Here is a 15520-nt window from a genome sequence, read left to right on the forward strand (position 1 = left end):
CCGAACCTTTCTTGAGTCGGCGTCCGCAATAGGGTGATGCCGGCACAGGCGCTTTTCACGTCGCAGCCGGCACATCAGGACGCACCCGCCTCGCTGCTCGGCCACCGCCGTCGCTCGCCCGAGGAGGCTGTCCGGACAGCCACCTCCGGCCCGTCGGTGCCGTGAGGAACGTCGGCTCACGGCACCGCATACTCCCACTCGCTACTGCTTCCAGTCCCGACCGCCGTCTCCATCACACGGTGAACGGTCGATTTCGTACCGCAGTGGCACGAACCAACATCGTATGCAACAGGACAGGCGGCAGGTCATCCGGCTCGGCGGGGCAGCACTCCTGGGTGCCATCGCAGGGTGTAGCGGTGGAACCGGCGGCGAGACGACGAGCTACACCTTCGAGTCGGCCGGGGCCTACGAGTACTACTGTTCGATCCACGGTCAGGGGCGTATGTTTGGGGTCGTACTGGTCGGGGGCGCGACGAAACCGGGGCCCTTGCCCTGCGAGTGATCAGGCTGCATCGGTGTCGATTTCGCCCTTGACCGCGGCCGCGTCGAAGCGGTGGTCGGGCCTGACACGGACGAAATCGAGGAACTCGCGGGCGGCGAGCAGGTCGGCGGGCGGGTACGCGGTACGGGCGGCGGTCACGGCGGTCCGTGCGCCGACGAGCGGCGCGAGCGCGGCCAGCCCGCAGGCGAGGTCGTAGGCGCGGGCGTCGGCCAGTCGCGCCTCCCGGAGGGTCGTCGCGTCGATGAAATAGAGGGTGGCGTCGGCGACGAGGACGTTCTCCTCGCGGAGGTCGCCATGCGCGATGCCGGCGTCGTGCATCGTCGCGAGAGCGGCGAACAGCTCCGGTGCGAGCATCCGCACGCAGTCCGGGTCGAGTTCCCCGAGCGTGTCGAACGCTGGAAGGTACTCGAAGACCGCGACGCCGAGGCCGTCCACGGAGAACGCCTCGACGGGTTCGGGCGCGTTGAGGCCCAGGTCGCGAATCCGTTCGGTCGCGGCGAGTTCGCGGTCGGCCATCGCCGCCGGCGTCCGCACGTGCTCGAAAAACCCCTGCGTACCGCTGGCGAGGGCACCGAGGTTCCGGCTGGCCGTCAGCAACCCGTGGACGAGCGCGTTTTGCTCCGAGACGACCTTGACGAACAGCTCGTCGTCGACGACCAGCGGGGTCGACAGCCAGTTGTCGGCCTCCAGCGGCTCGACGCGGGCCGGGTCGCAGTCGTGGCGGGCGGCTACCGTCTCGACGACCCGCTCCAGGCGCTCCGGGGGCAGGCGACCACGGAGGTAGGTTCGGAGGGGCACTTCCTGTAATACTATTAGCAAGTATCAAAGCTTTTCGGACGAGTCGACACGTCCAAGGCGTCGCCGGCCGGGGTACGGGTATGGGCACGCCACGCGACTCGCGTGAGGACCAGGTCGCCGACGTCGTCGACCGGCTGCACGAGGAGTACCCGGACACGACCATCTCGCTGGAGTTCTCGAACCGGTTGGAGCTTCTGATCGCGGTGATCCTCTCGGCGCAGTGTACCGACGAACGGGTCAACACGGTCACTGCGGACCTCTTCGAGAAGTACGACGGCCCAGAGGACTACGCGGCCGTCGACCAGGACGAACTCGCCGAGGACCTGAACTCGGTGACCTACTACAACAACAAGGCCGGCTACATCAGGGAGGCCTGTACGAAGATGATCGAGGACCACGACGGGGAGGTCCCGGACACGATGAGCGAACTCACTGACCTCCCCGGCGTCGGCCGAAAGACCGCGAACGTGGTCCTCCAGCACGGCCACGACGTGGTCGAGGGGATCGTCGTCGACACGCACGTCCAGCGGCTGACCCGGCGGCTCGGCATCACCGAGGAAAAGCGGCCCGAGGCCATCGAAGAGGACCTGATGCCGGTCGTCCCCGAGTCGGAGTGGCAGGACTTCACCCACCTCATGATCAGTCACGGCCGCGCGGTCTGTTCGGCGCGCAACCCCGACTGCGGGGAGTGCGTGGTCGAGGACCTGTGTCCCTCCTCGAAACTGGACCACGGCACCGACCTGGCGAGCGGCGAGGCCTGGTGAGGGTGTAAGGGGTGTGGCGAGCGCCGTGAGTACTCGCCGCCCTCAGATCGGCCGGTATTTCAGGAAGTAGCGGACGACCCCGACGAGGTAGGCGAGAATCCAGAAGAAGGTGTAACCGAAGACGCCGATGCGGAGGCGACGGCGCCAGAACTGCATCCGCTCGGACCCGATCTCGTCGAGCAACACGTCCTCGTCGTAGTCGTAGTAGAGGTCGTGTTCCCACTTGGCGCGGAAGATGCGGACGATACCGGTGCCGCCGAAGGCGAGCATCGCGTACGCCTGGAGGCCGAGGAAGGCGTGAAGCGCGGCGGCGCCGGAGAGTTGCTGGGTCAGTCGCGGGATCATCCACGTCACCATGGGAACGGTCGTCAGGGTCAGCCCGGTGAGGATGAACTTCAGGTGGTGTGTGAGCACGCCCCAGGTGACCTTCTCGGCGTCGATCATGATCCACGCGCCGTACAGGAAACAGGGGAAACTCAGGGTGACAGCCAGGACGACGACGGTCGCGGTCGCGCCCTCCGAGAGGCCGAGCATGATCGCGCTAGGGACAGGGCAGGCTTGAGGGTGCCGGAAGGCGGTGACGGACCCATCCCTCAGCGGCGACCGCAACCGTCACCCTAACGGGACCTGCGACCCTATAGGGGCACAATGGTTGACGCCTCCGACGAGGACGCGGCCGCGGATCGACGCGAGGGCGCGGCGACCGAGTCCACGGAGCGCGAGGACGCGAGCCCCGACGGGACCGAGGCGGGCGCGACCGCCGAGACAGCGGAAACGCCGGCCCCCGGCGAGGCCGAGGAAGTCACCACTGAAGAACTGCGTGCGGAGGTCGAGGCGAAGTACGACTTCGAGAACTTCGGCCCCGACCAGATGGAGGAGATGAGCGCCGACGAGTGGGAGGCCGCGTTCGACCCCGACACCTGGATCACGGGCGACGAACTCCTCGGGCGGGTGGAGGCGGACCTCAAACGGCGCGTGCTCGACCGGGACGTGTTCGCGCGGATCGAGCGCGTCGACGGCCGGATCGTCGCCTACTCCGACGAGGGATACGCGGTCGTCTACCCTGACGGCAGTATCGAGGGGCGCGGGACCGTCCTCAGGGACGTGAAACCGAGCGTCGCGCTGTGTTCGATGGAGTCCTACGACGCCCCCGAGATGCCCGACGGCGATCTCCTTCCCGAACCGCAGGAGGTGCCCGAGGGGAGCGGCGAACTCGGGAACCTCATGTTACAGGTGATCGGCGGCATCCAGTTGCTCGCCGGGATCGGGCTGATCGGCGCGTTCGTCGTGACGGACCTGAACATCGTGGGCCTGATCGGCGGGCTCGGCTTCCTGACCATCGGACTGATCCTCTTTACCGTCGTCGCGAACGCCAGGCTCTCGGACCGCTTTCGCGCGGAGGAGTACCGCAATCGCCTGCGTGCGATCGGGCTGGAATCGGGCGAACGCCCGGACTTCGTCCCCATCGAGGACGGCCGCTTCGTCGGGGACGCGGCCGCGGATGCGGACGGCGGCGACTCCGGCCAGCCGGTGACCTCGGGAGAGTCGGCGGTGGACGAAAACGAAGACGATGCGGCCGCCGAGACGGACGATGCAGCAGGCGGCGACGAGGGGGATATCGCGGACCGCGAGGGCTGAGTTCGAGGGTGCGTCCGGGCCCCGGACGAGCGGCCGAGCGGCCGGAGCCGCAAACGGCGGTTCGGGAGTACAGTGCCGTTCCTGCCGGCGTATTCGGTGGGTTTATCAAAAGGCAGTCCTGAGTTTCGGATGTATATGAACAGGCGGGACTTTCTCCGGACAGCCGGCGGGGCTGCCGGCGGGACCGCCGCCGTGTCAGCCAGCACAGGCACCGCCGCAGCCGCCGAGAGCGGCGGCGGTGGTGGTGGTGGCGGCGGCGGTGGAAAGCCGGACCTCGGCGGCTACCTCGACGGTGTCGGGAACTACAACGGCAACGTCCAGGATATGACCGGCCAGGACGAGGTGACGGTCGAGGTCGGCGTCGACAACGGCGGCCAGCCCTACGGGTTCGGTCCGCCGGCTGTCCACGTCTCGAAGGGAACGACGGTCAAGTTCGAGTGGACCGGCGAAGGTGGCGGCCACAACGTTATCGCCGAGAACGGTGCGTTCGACTCAGGGTCGGCGGTCGCGTCGGCCGGCGTCAACTTCGAGCACACCTTCGAGGAGGGCGGCGTCTTCAACTACTACTGTGCGCCGCACAAGAGCCTCGGGATGAAAGGCTCGATCGTCGTCGGCCAGCCCGGCGCGGACTTCGAGACGGTCGCGGCCGGCGGTAACCAGAACACGCCGCTGAACCCCGAACACATGGGCGTGCCCTTCCAGGCCCACTACGTCGGGATCGCGACGGTCCTGATGATGGTCGTCTCCCTGATCTTCACGTTCTTCCTGCTGAAGTACGGCGAGTCGGCCCACAGCAAAGGAGGGAACGACTGATGTCCTCGGAAGGCAGCAGTTACGGGGACATCCACCGCTACGAGCCGCCGCGTGAGAGCACGGCGGCGGCACTGGCGATCGTCCTCCTGACGGTCATCGAGGTCGTGTTCGTCGGGCTGTTCACGTACGGACTGATCTCCGGCTGGGGCCTGACGGAACTGGGTAACATGTTCCTGGGCGGCCTGCTGGCCGCGATCTTCATCGACCTGGCGTTCATCATGCTCCTGTACCGCAAGGAGTTCCTCCCTGACGTGATGATCGTCAAGAAACGCCGCCGGAAGTGGGAGGACCTCTACATCCGCGAGGACGACGTGGAAGGACAGAAGTTCGTCGAAGACCCCTGGGACGGCGTCAAGCGGGCGCTGTACCCCTACTACAAGAAATAATATGCCACTTGATGAAGACAAATACCCGAGCGAAACCGGCCGGCGACGCTTCGTGAAAGGCGTCGTCGGCAGTGCAGCGTTGGCGGGCGTCGGCACCGGTGGTGCCGCGGCGCTCGACACAGTGACCAGACCCTCCGGTGTCGGTGGCGGGATCACGCAGTTCATGGGCGTCGAAAACACCGCCGGGCCCGCACCGCGCGGGATGCCGATCGTCCCGATCACCATCGACTCCGAGGGCGCACTCAAGGGCGTCTGGCCCGAGGTGAAAGAGGTGGAACAGCAGGGTCGGACCGTCAAGCTCGCGGAGAGCGATATCGGCGGGACGACCTACTCCTCGACGTGGTTCCAGTACTGCGGGATTCAGAACTACACGGGCATCCAGCCCGAACCCGAGGCCGACGTGACGAACTTCTTCCGTGCCGCGTCCGGCCCGCCGGCTGGTCTCAGCTGGCAGTCCGAGGCCAAAGAGCCCGGAGACAAGATGTTCGTCGAGGACTTCGACGACTACCAGGACTGGGGTAACGGCATCGGTCAGTCCGGGCTGGGCAAGCCGGCAATCACGAACTGGCGGTCCGACGCCGAGGACGCCTCGAACATCCCCGTCCAGGTCGTCCGGAGTCCGGAGGTCTCGAAGGTTATCAACGGCGAAGGCAGATACAGCGACGTCCCTGACAGCGTGCGGAACTTCTACGAGGCGGCGACCGAACAGGACTTCATCGCCTGGATGAACAAGTGTACGCACTTCTGCTGTGTGCCCCAGTTCAAGGCGTACGAGGGAAGTGCTAAGTTCGACGCGGAGAATGAAGTGTACTGTCAGTGCCACCAGTCGGTGTACGACCCGTTCAGTCCGGTGAGCAAGTCCTTCGTCGCACTACCGCGGCCGGAGGAGTGATACAATGAGTCTCGAAAAGAAAGACGAACACGATCACGAAGGGTGGATGGAGACCCGCGACCTGACGGTCGTCGAGGAGCGGTACCTCGGCATCCTGATGTGGCTCGACAAGCGGTTTCGGTTGGTCGACTACCTGGAGCTGCTGGAGGACCTGTACTACAAGGTCAACATGCAGATGCCGAAGAGCCACACTGAGCAGTACGGGCTCGACAACAAGTTCTGGTACTGGTACCCGCTGTACGCGCTGGGGTCGTTCTCGACATTAGCGTACATCGTCGCGGCAATATCCGGCGCTTTGCTCGGGTTCTACTACGCTCCGGCGGCAGCCGGGGCGTCGGGGAACCCGACGGTCGCCTACGAACAGCTGGAGCTGATCATGACCCAGCTCAACTTCGGGTTCATGCTCCGGTCGATCCACCGGTGGTCGGCACAGGTGATGACGGCGGCCGTGTTCCTGCACATGCTGCGGGTCTACTTCACGGGCGCGTACAAGGAACCCCGTGAGCTGAACTGGATCATCGGCATCGTGCTGATCAGCCTGACGATGGTCTTCGGATACACGGGGTACCTGCTCCCGTGGGACCAGCTGGCCTACTGGGCCGGCACCATCGGCGTCAACATGGCCCTCTCCATCCCGCTGGCCGGCGAGTGGGTCGCCCAGCTGATGTTCGGCGGGTTCACGCTGACGCAGGCCACGCTGCAGCGGATGTACATCCTGCACGTGTTCTTCCTGCCCTTTATCGTGACTCTGCTGATCGCGGTCCACATCGGCATCGTCTGGATGCAGGGCATCGCGGAACCACACTAACACAATGACCGAGGACAACACCAACTCCGAGACGGCGACCGACGGTGGTCCCGCGAGCGAAGCGAGCGGGGCCTCGTCAGAGCTACGCTCTGACGGTGGCGAGGAAGTCACCGACGGCGGGACGGGCATCGTCCCGCCGGACGACGAGACCCCGACCTGGAGCGAGCGCAAGGAGCGCACCCAGGGGCTCTCCCGGCTGACCTACGAGTACTTCGAGCGCGCACGCCGCGAGGACCAGGACCTGCGCCAGGAGTCCAGCTACGTCGAGCGCGACGTGCTTGGCTTCCCGGCCTGGCCCCACGAGATGATCCGCAACCTCGCGCTGTCGAGTTTCTTCGTCGGGATGATCATCTTCCTGTCGGCGACGCTGCCGCCCCACCTGGGCGCGCCGGCGAACGCCTCGAAGACCCCGGCGGTCATCCTGCCGGACTGGTACCTCTACTGGTCCTTTGGCCTGCTCAAGCTCGGTCCGCTGAACCCCGAGCTGAGCCTGCTGGGCGGCGCGAAGCTCATGGCCGACCAGACCTACGGTGTCCTGGCGAACCTGGTGATCGTCGGCATCATCGCCATCGTGCCCTTCCTGAACAAGGGTGCGGCCCGGCGGCCGGTCGAACAGCCCTTCTGGGCGTCGGTCGGCGTCTTCGGCGTCGTGTTCGCGTTCACCATCGCAGTGCTGTCGGTGAAGAACCTGATGCCGATGGGGTCGGCGCTGCTGCTCGACCTGACCTTCCTGTTGCCATTCGTGGCAGGGTTCATCAGCTACGCCATCCTCAAGTCGATGCGCGAGGGATACATGTTCACCCTCAACCGCCGGTACTACCGGCTCCGGCCGCCGAAGTAACGCGCGCCCACCGTTTCGTCGCAGTGCTACTTCTCAATGACCGACGACCACACAACGAAAGAGCCGTCCGACTCGGACGGGGCCGAAGACCGGTCAGCCGCCGACGAGGGCACGACCGCGACCGGTGACTCGATAGCAGCACCGGCACCGGACGCCGGCGGGGCGGCCGGTGACGCACGGACTGCCGCCGCCGAGCCGGTAGGAACGAGCGGCGAGAACGAGGCCGAGGGCAACGGAGACGACGACGGGAAGACGCGTGACGTGGTCGTCCCGATGCGAGTCTACAAAGCGGTGACGGTGTTCACGACGCTGTTCGCGGTGGTGACGGTCGTCGGCGGGTTCGTCGTGCTGGACACGGCGACGAACCGGGCACGGGCGAGTTTCTCGGAGATCGACCCGCTGCTCGCGCTGGTCGGGATCGCTCTGATCGTCGCGGGCGCGGCGGCGTACGCGTTCTCGACGCGCTTCCGTGCGGACGGAATGGGAAAGTCTAAAGACGACACCGACGAAGATTCCGATAATGGCTGACGAATTCGCCAAGGGCCTCGGCATCCTGATGACGGCCGGGCTGGGCTGGATGGTCCTGGCGGGCTGGTACAACACGGCAGGCTTCGAGGATACCCAGTTGATCGCACCGGACCCCGAGAACGTCGAGGTGTACGGACAGCTCGGTCTGCTGCTGAAGGACGCGCTGTTCTGGTTCGCGCTCATCGGCGCGCTCACCTTCTGGGTCATCATCCCTGCCGTCGACGAAGCCCGCGACGCCTGGTCCGATCGGAACAGCTAATCAACCACACTCGCTTTTCGCGCTTTCACTGCCGGTGAGCCGACGGTACGCTCGCCGGCGACAGTATGGCGGTGCTCCCGGCCGGTCCACGGGGTTGGCGCCTGCCGTCGAGTTCGCGGCTCGTTGGCGCCCCGCCTCGGGGGGGTGTCCGTCGTGAGAGCGAGGCAGCAGTCGTCGACCGTCTTCTCTCCACCGCCGACGAGCGCTCAGTCGCGGTTCGAGGGCGGAAGAAACGGGCGACGAGTCGGGACCGAGCTGGCAGCCCCAGTGTCGGTACCGCGGCATCGTGGTTCCGGAGGCGGGACACAGGGACGGCTGCTCGTTGGGGAAGGAAGCCGAGAACGGAGTGCGGTCGTCAGACGATGGACGACCAGATGGGCTTGACGATGAAAAACAGGGTGATGTACGCGACGTACATCAGGACGAACGCCGAGGCGGCGATGGCGCCTTTCGGTCGTTCGAGGTCGATCCCGCGGCGGGCTTCCACCTTGCGTGCCTCGAACTCGAAGAAGTCGGTGATGAACAGGCCGACGATGAGCGACGAGGCGACGATGCCGGAGTGCTGGTGGAGGCTCACGTAGTAGAACGACGCGAGCACGAGCAGGACGTTGGAGGCGACGTGGATGGGGTGCCGGCTCAGCGCCTCCGCACCCTCCTCGGCCTGCTTGACGTGCTGGCGGTGCTGGAACGCCCGCGTTGCGATGTTGACCACGGCGAGGGCCAGCAAGACGTACCCCATGTACGGCCCCAGGACCGTGTCGAGTGGTCCGAAGAACGTGACCGATGGTGCTGCCATACACGAACGTCCGTACCTGCACCATTAGAGTTTTTCCAATCGCCGCCGCGATCAGGTGTCGCCGTCGGCGTCGAACACCGACTGGCTCCCCGGCACCGTCGCGAGCGTGAGGTGATCGGCGACGGAGAGCGAGACGGGGGCTCCCGGCGGGATGGTGCCGACGGTCCGGTGGTCGGCGTGGAGTTCGACCGCGTGTTCGTCGCGGACGACGCGGAGTTCCACATCGGAGAGGGGTAGTACCCAGTGGTCGGGATCGGTCGCGAACGGCGCGACGGGAACGACGGCGGCGACGCCCGTTCCGGGCGCGACAGTCGGCCCATCGACGCGGCTCGTGTACCCGTGACTGCCAAGCGGGGTGGCGACCACGACCCCGTCGGCACGGAAGTCGGCGACTGCTCGCTCGCCGGTCGCGACGGCGTACCCGGAGATGCGGGCCGGTTCGGCCGTCACGAGCATCACGTCCGCCAGCGCGCGCGTGCGATGCTGCCCGTCGACCGCCACGTCGAGGACCGGCTCCGTGACCGTCCCGTTCGCGCCGGCGAGGAAGGCCTCGACACCGGCCTCGCCGTCGGCGAGCGGGACCGACGGAACTCCCGGCCCGGCGTCCACGGGGAGGACCGGCGCGGTCGGAACGTCTGCGGCGACGAGCACCGAGAGCGACCGGGGGCCGACGGCGACGAGGCGCTCCGGATCGGCTTCGCGAACGGTCTCGGGTGGCCCGGTCACGACCTCGGCCCCGGCGGCCTCGACGGCGGCACGGACGGTGTCGCTGTCCTCGCCGACGACACCGACGACCGTGCCCGCGGCAGACTCACTCATCACACGGGTCCTGGCACCGGGTCGGCAAAAGCGTGGGGACTCACGACCGGAACGGCCAGTCGCCGGTCAGTTTCATCGCGGCTGCCTCCCCTTGCCGTTCGAGCGCGGCCGCGATAGCGTCGGTGTCGGCGTGGGGGATCGAGCGGTCGGTGCGGGCGAGTTCGACGACGAGGTCGGTCACGAGGATGGCCTGTTCGCGGAGGTCTCGGACGTCGAGTTTGTCGAGTGTGTCCGCGCGCGTGTGCCCCCAGCCGCGGCCCGGCCCGCTGTCGCTGTGGACGTACGCGCCCGGAACGCCGCGTTTCGTGTACGACCAGTGGTCGCTGTGGGGTCCCATCCGCGGGTCGACGGTGACCGGGTGGTCGAAGCGGTCGGCAACCGTCCGCACGGCGTCGCCGAGGGCGTCGAACCCGTGGGTCGTCACGCCGAGGGTCCGCCCCCGAACGACGCCGTCGTTGTTGACGACGGCCCGGATCGCGTCGCGGTCCGTCCGGGCGGCGTGGTGATTCGAGCCGACGAGACCGACCTCCTCGGCGCCGAAGCAGACGACGTGGACGCGCGTGTCGAGGTCGCGGCGGGCGAGCGCGGTCGCGACCTCGACGACCATCGCCGTCCCCGCGCCGTTGTCCATCGCGCCCTCCGCGATGTCGTGGGCGTCGACGTGGCTCGTGAGCAGGAGGGCCTCCTCGGTGTCCGGGCCGAGGTCCGCGTGGACGTTCTGAGAGGTCGCCGGCCCGATCTCGGCCTCGACCGTCACGGTCACGTCGTCGCCCTCGAAACGGCGGCCGAGCCGGTGGCCGACCTCCTTCGAGACGCCGACGGAGGGAATCGCGCCGATGGGGGCGTCGTCGGTGCCGACGCTGCCGGTCGGCGCGAGACAGCCGTCGGTGTCGCTCCGGAAGACGAAGGCATCGGCCCCGCCCTCGACCGCGCGGTAGTACTTCTCGCGGCGGTGGATGCTCCGGTCGAACCAGTCGGGGACGCCGTCGCTGACCATGGCGACTGCCCCCTCGATGTCCGCCGCCTCGAAGTCGTCCGGGAGTCCGTCGCCGAGATCGACCAGCGGGCCGGTGGCGGTCTCGGCGGGGCTTCGGGGGAGCGCGATGCAGTCGCCCGTGGTCCCGGCGGCGTCGATGCGGCTGGTCCCACGCGTCCAGCCCTGGATGTCGAACTCCGTCAGGTGCGCGTCCCGGGCGCCGGCGTCGGCAAGCGCGTCGCGGGTCAGTTCGGCCGCGCGGCGTTCGCCGTCGCTGCCGGCCATTCGGTCCCCGAGGTCGACGAGGCGTTCGAGGTGGTCCCACCCGGCGTCGCTGGTGAACGTGTGCCCGATCCAGGCCGTGTCCATGCCCGTGGGGCGGGCGGCGCGTGCAAAGGGGTTTCGTCCACGGCCGCTGGCGGCCCCGCATGAGCAAATTTTTGGTGCCCGGTAGTGAGGGGTTCAGGTATGCGGGACGTACTGGCCGAGTGGCGGCCTGTCGTTGACGAGGCCATCGCAGAGCTGTTGCCCCGGGAGATCGACGACCAGTACCTGACGGACTACTTCGGCGAGGCGACCTACGAGTACGACCCGACCGCGGTCCAGGAGGCACTGGCGGACCCCATCTGGGAACTGCTGGACCGCGGCGGCAAACGCTGGCGGGCCGTCGTCTTCCTCCTCCTCGTCGAGGCCTTCGGCGAGGACCCCGAGGAGTACCTCCCTTACGCCTGTATCCCGGAGGTGCTCCACAACGGAACCATCATCGTCGACGACGTGGAGGACGGTGCCGCGATGCGCCGTGGCGAACCGGCCCTGCACCTCCAGCACGGCACCGACATCGCGCTGAACGCCGGCAACGCAATGTACTTCCTGCCGCTGAAGGTCATCACGCGCAACCCCGCCGACCTGAACGCGGAGACCCGACTCGCCGCCTACGAGATGCTGATGCACGAACTGAACCGGACGCACCTCGGCCAGGGGATGGACATCCACTGGCACAACGAGCAGGCGATCCGCGTCGGCGAGTCCGAGTACCTGGAGATGTGCGCCTGCAAGACCGGCTGTCTGGGCCGGATCGTCGCACGGCTCGCCGCCATCGTCACCGGCCAGTCGGCAGCCGTCGAGGAGGAAGTCGCCCAGTACGCCCAGTTCATGAGCGTCGCCTTCCAGATCGGCGACGACATCCTCGACATCGAACACACGCTCGATCTGGCCGCCGAAATCGAGGGCAGCGACGACCCCGAGGAGTCACGCACGGGCGAGTTCGGCAAGGAGTTCGGCAACGACATCCGCGAGGGCAAGAAGACGCTGATGATCATCCACGCCGCCGAGAACGCGCCGGCGGCGGACGTGGCACGGCTCGAAGAGATTCTCTGGACCGAGGAGAACACGACCGAGGAAATCCTGGAAGTCGTCGACATCCTCCAGGAGACGGGGAGCATCGAGTACGCCCGTGAGCGCGCGCTCGAACTGTCCGCTCGCGCTCGCGGCCACATCGATTCGCTCGACCTCGAACCGTCGACCGCGGAGAACCTCCGGGAGTTCACACGCTTCGTCGTCGAACGCGAGGCCTAGAACGGCGACTCACCCATGAGGTAGTGGAGGCCGACGCCGACGAACGGGAGGCTCACGAACCCGGTGAACACGAGCCCGAAGTCGTCGTGCATCTCCCAGAGCAACCAGCAGCCGACGAGGGTCAGGACCGTCCCGACGACGAGCGTGTAGGCCCGCTCCCGCGAGACGGTCACCCGGGAACGCATGGACAGGGTGGTTCGCCCCCGGCCTACTTGAAACGTGCTCCGGTCAGGCGAACACCGAGTAGGTCATGAGCAGGAAAAAGTACAGCGCGACGAGGACGGCGAGCGCCTTCAGCCGGAAGAGCCTGATGTCCTCGGCCTCGTCCCCGTATGCCGACTCGAAGGCCTCGCGCTCGGTCTCCGTGAGTCGGCCCTCGTGGTCGAGACCGCGGTGGAGTGCGAGCAGTTCCTCGTCGGCGAACGGCGCGCCGCAGTACTCGCAGGCGACGTGGTCGTCGCCGTCGGGGTCGACGTAGCCGTCGGGCACTGCGGGCCGCTGTTCCGGGGGTCGTTCTGACGTGGTCATATGTACGGTGGTTGGATGGACGGTTGCGAGACGATCCACAGCGAGACCATCGTGTAGGCGACCATGACGAGCACGAAGGGGTACTGGCTCCGGATCGCCTGGAGCCGGCCGGGAAAGAGGTCGAACGCGGTCGCGTGGGCGACCCAGACGGCGAGCAGGTGCCCGAGCAGGACGAAGGCCATGTTCAGGCCGCCGAACCAGCCGGGGAGCTGTGCGACGGGGACCGTCGCCGGCGGCGAGAAGGGGGTCGGCAGGACCACCAACGCGGCCGGCAGGAGCGTCAGGAAGTAGCCCAGGTAGTGTGCGAGGTGGTAGCCGGCCGCGATGGCGAGCAGGGACGGGGCGAACCGTTCGGCCAGGAGGGCGGGCGCGCGAAACGAGTCGGCGGTCCGGCGGCTGTACCGGGCCGCGAGCCGGTAGGCCCCGAGAAAGGCGAGGTAGCCGGCGACGAGCGCGAGGGGGTAGAGGACGGCGGGTGGGAGCCCGGCGTCGACGAGGGGGCGAGCGATGCCGGCCCACAGCGGCGTCGCGACGAGGCCGTCGTAGGTCGTCACCCACACGATGGCGACGACGAAGGCCACCTCGTCGGGGCCGTCGACGAGGCGCGCCTCGGTGAGGTCGCTCCCCGGCAGTCGCCATTCGAGCCGGCGCTCGGACGCGTCGTACCTGACGGGCGCGAGGCGGCCGTAGTACCGAAACACGCGGGCGACGGGGTCGACGGTGCGGAACCAGGTGTCGGGGCCGACGACGACGGCCCCGGCGAGTGTCAGGACGGTGTACCCGACGATGACGCCGGCGAGCAGTCGCGGCTCGTCCGCGAGCGGGCTGACGACTTCGAGCCAGATGAGCGCGAGGAGGCCGACGACGGCGGGCCACGCCCCGAGCCGGTCGGGGTAGGCGCGGTCGATGGAGGGCAGGCGGTCTGCGAGCGTCCGCCAGGGATTGAGGACCGGCCACCAGTTCCCGACGAGGTAGGTCGTCATCGTGAACCCGGCCCACCAGCCGACCCAGACGACGAGGATGGCGGCGTTGCCCAGCGCCGCGCTCGGGCCGGTGAAGCCGACGACGAGGACTGCGACGAGGCCGACGACGCCGACGGCACGGACGAGACCGGCCACGACACGACGGGCCGGGACGGTCCCCTGTCGGCGCCAGGCGTGGATCGACCGGACGAACGACCGGTCGGTGACGAAACTCGCGAGGAGGAAGGAGGCGCCGACCGCACCGCCGCCGGTAGCGAGAAAGAGCCAGGTCGGGACGGCCAGTGACTCTCGGGACTCGGCGCCGAGGCTCCCGCCGTGGGCGCTCGCGACCCCGACCATCCAGACGGCCGCGAGTACGGCGGAGACCAGCCACGGGAGGAGCCGCCGACCGACGAGTCCCGCGGCGTCGCCCGTGCCTCGGTCCTCGTGAGCGTGGGCGCCGGAGTCTGCCATCGTCGCCGGTTGGGGGTTCGGCCCCGTGTAGTTTCCGAAAGCGACGCGCTGCGAGGCGAACGTGTTCTCGAAACCGACGGCCGTGGGAGCGTCGCCGACCGCAGTTGGGCAGACTTTTAGTAATCGAACGGTAACGGCGGGATATGGGTACTGTAGACGAGAGTTCGGACGATCACGGCGGGCACGACGATCACCACCTGCCCGCGGTCGAGGACTGGCCCCGTGGCTTCGGCGAAGCGAGCTGGTGGCCGTTCCTGACCGCGCTCGGTGCTAGCGGACTGTACGTCGCGGCGGCACTGTACGTCCTCGGACGCGGCGAGGGCGCGATCATCGGGCCGATGATCGGCCCGTACGCGTTCATCGCCAGCGCAGTGCTGTTCCTTGCCGGGCTGTACGGCTGGCTCTACCACGCGTTCGTGGTCAACTTCTGGGAGCACGGGACCGAAGCACACGGCGGCAGCACGCTCAAGCTCGGCATGATCGCGTTTCTCGGCTCCGAGATCGCGACGTTCGGTGCCGGGTTCGTGTATTACTTTTTCATCCGGGCCGGCACCTGGCCGCCGACGGGGGCGGAACTCCCGCCGCTCGTCAGTTCGCTCGTTATCGTCAACACCGCCATCCTGATCGTCAGTAGCTTCACGCTCCACTTCGCACACGTCGCGCTCATGAAGGACAACCGCAAGCGCTTCCTGCGTCTGCTCGGCGTGACGCTACTGCTCGGCGTGGTGTTCATCGGCGGGCAGGCCCTGGAGTACTACGAGTTCCTCGTCCACGAGGGCTTCTCCCTCACCGGCGGTATCTACAACAGCGCCTTCTACGGGCTGACCGGTCTCCACGGCCTCCACGTCACGATGGGTGCGGTCATGCTCGGCATCGTCTTCGTGCGCGGCCTGCTCGGGCAGTTCTCCGCGGAACGGCACACCGCCGTCAGCACCGCCTCGATGTACTGGCACTTCGTCGACGTGGTCTGGGTCTTCCTCGTCGTCGTTCTCTACGTCGGCGCGGCCTGACAGTCGACGCGTTCGGCCTTCTCCCCGTGCCACCCCGTCCGAAATCACCGATAGAGCGACTTCGGTAGCACTGCCGATGGCCTGAAAAAAACGGGCAAGCACGGAAGGAGGATTTAAACTGTTCGCCTGGCGAACAGACGTTGCCAACACT

The 15520-nt window shown here is 67.5% G+C and carries 20 protein-coding genes; 12 read left to right on the forward strand and 8 right to left on the reverse strand.

Features of this window, described 5'->3' with window-relative positions:
* The first annotated feature begins 283 nt into the window (after positions 1-283).
* Positions 284-502, forward strand: a complete 219-nt coding sequence (locus MUG96_RS12980; protein WP_246983401.1) for a cupredoxin domain-containing protein — start codon at positions 284-286, stop codon at positions 500-502.
* Here the strand turns inward: MUG96_RS12980 and MUG96_RS12985 are convergent, their stop codons facing one another.
* Positions 503-1300 (reverse strand): RIO1 family regulatory kinase/ATPase domain-containing protein, encoded by a 798-nt coding sequence (locus MUG96_RS12985; protein ID WP_246983403.1) that lies wholly within the window; start codon positions 1298-1300, stop codon positions 503-505. It abuts the gene before it with no gap.
* An 80-nt stretch (positions 1301-1380) separates the two neighbouring features.
* Between MUG96_RS12985 and nth the strand changes: the two genes are divergently transcribed.
* Complete coding sequence (gene nth / locus MUG96_RS12990; RefSeq protein WP_246983405.1) at positions 1381-2064, forward strand: endonuclease III; 684 nt, start codon at positions 1381-1383, stop codon at positions 2062-2064.
* Between the two features lie 42 nt (positions 2065-2106).
* Here the strand turns inward: nth and MUG96_RS12995 are convergent, their stop codons facing one another.
* Positions 2107-2598, reverse strand: coding sequence for a DUF7321 family protein (locus tag MUG96_RS12995; RefSeq protein WP_246983406.1), 492 nt, complete (start codon positions 2596-2598; stop codon positions 2107-2109).
* A 114-nt stretch (positions 2599-2712) separates the two neighbouring features.
* Here MUG96_RS12995 and MUG96_RS13000 point away from each other — a divergent pair, with 114 nt between their 5' ends.
* The 8 genes from MUG96_RS13000 (at position 2713) to MUG96_RS13035 (ending at position 8229) form a co-directional block, all read left to right on the forward strand.
* Positions 2713-3702: a DUF7319 domain-containing protein gene (locus tag MUG96_RS13000; protein WP_246983407.1), complete on the forward strand. Its 990-nt coding sequence runs from the start codon at positions 2713-2715 to the stop codon at positions 3700-3702.
* Between the two features lie 135 nt (positions 3703-3837).
* Entirely contained in the window at positions 3838-4515 is a 678-nt protein-coding gene (locus MUG96_RS13005; protein WP_246983408.1) for a halocyanin domain-containing protein, read from the forward strand.
* On the forward strand, positions 4515-4901 hold the full coding sequence (locus MUG96_RS13010; RefSeq protein ID WP_246983409.1) for a DUF7318 family protein: 387 nt from the start codon (positions 4515-4517) through the stop codon (positions 4899-4901). The genes MUG96_RS13005 and MUG96_RS13010 overlap by 1 nt, the downstream gene beginning before the upstream one ends.
* A gap of 1 nt (position 4902) precedes the next feature.
* Positions 4903-5793, forward strand: a complete 891-nt coding sequence (locus tag MUG96_RS13015) for a Rieske (2Fe-2S) protein (RefSeq protein WP_246983410.1) — start codon at positions 4903-4905, stop codon at positions 5791-5793.
* 4 nt (positions 5794-5797) lie between these two features.
* Positions 5798-6601 carry a cytochrome b gene (locus MUG96_RS13020; RefSeq protein WP_246983411.1) on the forward strand — a complete coding sequence of 268 codons (804 nt, stop codon included), beginning with the start codon at positions 5798-5800 and terminating at the stop codon, positions 6599-6601.
* A gap of 4 nt (positions 6602-6605) precedes the next feature.
* Positions 6606-7442: a cytochrome b family protein gene (locus MUG96_RS13025; protein WP_246983413.1), complete on the forward strand. Its 837-nt coding sequence runs from the start codon at positions 6606-6608 to the stop codon at positions 7440-7442.
* A gap of 261 nt (positions 7443-7703) precedes the next feature.
* Positions 7704-7970, forward strand: coding sequence for a DUF7315 family membrane protein (locus tag MUG96_RS13030; RefSeq protein ID WP_443984568.1), 267 nt, complete (start codon positions 7704-7706; stop codon positions 7968-7970).
* The gene (locus MUG96_RS13035) at positions 7963-8229 is read left to right on the forward strand and encodes a DUF7314 family protein (RefSeq protein ID WP_246983414.1); all 267 of its coding nucleotides are present in this window, start codon (positions 7963-7965) and stop codon (positions 8227-8229) included. Before MUG96_RS13030 ends, MUG96_RS13035 begins: the two co-directional genes overlap by 8 nt.
* Positions 8230-8584: 355 nt before the next feature.
* Here the strand turns inward: MUG96_RS13035 and MUG96_RS13040 are convergent, their stop codons facing one another.
* The 3 genes from MUG96_RS13040 to MUG96_RS13050 are packed head-to-tail and all read right to left on the reverse strand — an operon-like array spanning position 8585 to position 11189.
* Positions 8585-9025: a DUF7313 family protein gene (locus MUG96_RS13040; protein WP_246983417.1), complete on the reverse strand. Its 441-nt coding sequence runs from the start codon at positions 9023-9025 to the stop codon at positions 8585-8587.
* A gap of 51 nt (positions 9026-9076) precedes the next feature.
* Complete coding sequence (locus MUG96_RS13045; RefSeq protein ID WP_246983419.1) at positions 9077-9844, reverse strand: NAD(+)/NADH kinase; 768 nt, start codon at positions 9842-9844, stop codon at positions 9077-9079.
* A 40-nt stretch (positions 9845-9884) separates the two neighbouring features.
* On the reverse strand, positions 9885-11189 hold the full coding sequence (locus MUG96_RS13050; protein WP_246983421.1) for a M28 family peptidase: 1305 nt from the start codon (positions 11187-11189) through the stop codon (positions 9885-9887).
* A gap of 99 nt (positions 11190-11288) precedes the next feature.
* Between MUG96_RS13050 and MUG96_RS13055 the strand changes: the two genes are divergently transcribed.
* The gene (locus tag MUG96_RS13055) at positions 11289-12395 is read left to right on the forward strand and encodes a polyprenyl synthetase family protein (RefSeq protein ID WP_246983423.1); all 1107 of its coding nucleotides are present in this window, start codon (positions 11289-11291) and stop codon (positions 12393-12395) included.
* On the opposite strand, the gene MUG96_RS13060 is transcribed toward MUG96_RS13055, so the two are convergent.
* The 3 genes from MUG96_RS13060 to MUG96_RS13070 are packed head-to-tail and all read right to left on the reverse strand — an operon-like array spanning position 12392 to position 14245.
* Positions 12392-12580 carry a hypothetical protein gene (locus MUG96_RS13060; RefSeq protein ID WP_246983425.1) on the reverse strand — a complete coding sequence of 63 codons (189 nt, stop codon included), beginning with the start codon at positions 12578-12580 and terminating at the stop codon, positions 12392-12394. The genes MUG96_RS13055 and MUG96_RS13060 overlap by 4 nt on opposite strands.
* Before the next feature lie 43 nt (positions 12581-12623).
* Positions 12624-12923 (reverse strand): DUF7410 domain-containing protein, encoded by a 300-nt coding sequence (locus MUG96_RS13065; protein WP_246983427.1) that lies wholly within the window; start codon positions 12921-12923, stop codon positions 12624-12626.
* Positions 12920-14245 carry a hypothetical protein gene (locus MUG96_RS13070; RefSeq protein ID WP_246988681.1) on the reverse strand — a complete coding sequence of 442 codons (1326 nt, stop codon included), beginning with the start codon at positions 14243-14245 and terminating at the stop codon, positions 12920-12922. Before MUG96_RS13070 ends, MUG96_RS13065 begins: the two co-directional genes overlap by 4 nt.
* A gap of 257 nt (positions 14246-14502) precedes the next feature.
* On the opposite strand from MUG96_RS13070, the gene MUG96_RS13075 reads away from it, so the two are divergent.
* Positions 14503-15369 carry a cytochrome c oxidase subunit 3 gene (locus MUG96_RS13075; protein ID WP_246983429.1) on the forward strand — a complete coding sequence of 289 codons (867 nt, stop codon included), beginning with the start codon at positions 14503-14505 and terminating at the stop codon, positions 15367-15369.
* The last annotated feature ends 151 nt before the right edge of the window (positions 15370-15520 follow it).

The sequence above is a fragment of the Halorientalis marina genome (assembly GCF_023028345.1).
In the GTDB taxonomy this organism is placed as follows: domain Archaea; phylum Halobacteriota; class Halobacteria; order Halobacteriales; family Haloarculaceae; genus Halorientalis; species Halorientalis marina.

Bases quoted from the DNA above. Each gene is read 5' to 3' on its own strand.
- MUG96_RS12980 (WP_246983401.1), top strand. From the start codon at position 284: ATGCAACAGGACAGGCGGCAGGTCATCCGGCTCGGCGGGGCAGCACTC.
- nth (WP_246983405.1), top strand. From the start codon at position 1,381: ATGGGCACGCCACGCGACTCGCGTGAGGACCAGGTCGCCGACGTCGTC.
- MUG96_RS13010 (WP_246983409.1), top strand. From the start codon at position 4,515: ATGTCCTCGGAAGGCAGCAGTTACGGGGACATCCACCGCTACGAGCCG.
- MUG96_RS13060 (WP_246983425.1), bottom strand. From the start codon at position 12,580: ATGCGTTCCCGGGTGACCGTCTCGCGGGAGCGGGCCTACACGCTCGTC.
- MUG96_RS13000 (WP_246983407.1), top strand. From the start codon at position 2,713: ATGGTTGACGCCTCCGACGAGGACGCGGCCGCGGATCGACGCGAGGGC.
- MUG96_RS13005 (WP_246983408.1), top strand. From the start codon at position 3,838: ATGAACAGGCGGGACTTTCTCCGGACAGCCGGCGGGGCTGCCGGCGGG.
- MUG96_RS13065 (WP_246983427.1), bottom strand. From the start codon at position 12,923: ATGACCACGTCAGAACGACCCCCGGAACAGCGGCCCGCAGTGCCCGAC.
- MUG96_RS13040 (WP_246983417.1), bottom strand. From the start codon at position 9,025: ATGGCAGCACCATCGGTCACGTTCTTCGGACCACTCGACACGGTCCTG.
- MUG96_RS13020 (WP_246983411.1), top strand. From the start codon at position 5,798: ATGAGTCTCGAAAAGAAAGACGAACACGATCACGAAGGGTGGATGGAG.
- MUG96_RS13055 (WP_246983423.1), top strand. From the start codon at position 11,289: ATGCGGGACGTACTGGCCGAGTGGCGGCCTGTCGTTGACGAGGCCATC.
- MUG96_RS13025 (WP_246983413.1), top strand. From the start codon at position 6,606: ATGACCGAGGACAACACCAACTCCGAGACGGCGACCGACGGTGGTCCC.
- MUG96_RS13045 (WP_246983419.1), bottom strand. From the start codon at position 9,844: ATGAGTGAGTCTGCCGCGGGCACGGTCGTCGGTGTCGTCGGCGAGGAC.
- MUG96_RS13035 (WP_246983414.1), top strand. From the start codon at position 7,963: ATGGCTGACGAATTCGCCAAGGGCCTCGGCATCCTGATGACGGCCGGG.
- MUG96_RS13050 (WP_246983421.1), bottom strand. From the start codon at position 11,189: ATGGACACGGCCTGGATCGGGCACACGTTCACCAGCGACGCCGGGTGG.
- MUG96_RS13070 (WP_246988681.1), bottom strand. From the start codon at position 14,245: ATGGTCGGGGTCGCGAGCGCCCACGGCGGGAGCCTCGGCGCCGAGTCC.
- MUG96_RS12995 (WP_246983406.1), bottom strand. From the start codon at position 2,598: ATGCTCGGCCTCTCGGAGGGCGCGACCGCGACCGTCGTCGTCCTGGCT.
- MUG96_RS13075 (WP_246983429.1), top strand. From the start codon at position 14,503: ATGGGTACTGTAGACGAGAGTTCGGACGATCACGGCGGGCACGACGAT.
- MUG96_RS13015 (WP_246983410.1), top strand. From the start codon at position 4,903: ATGCCACTTGATGAAGACAAATACCCGAGCGAAACCGGCCGGCGACGC.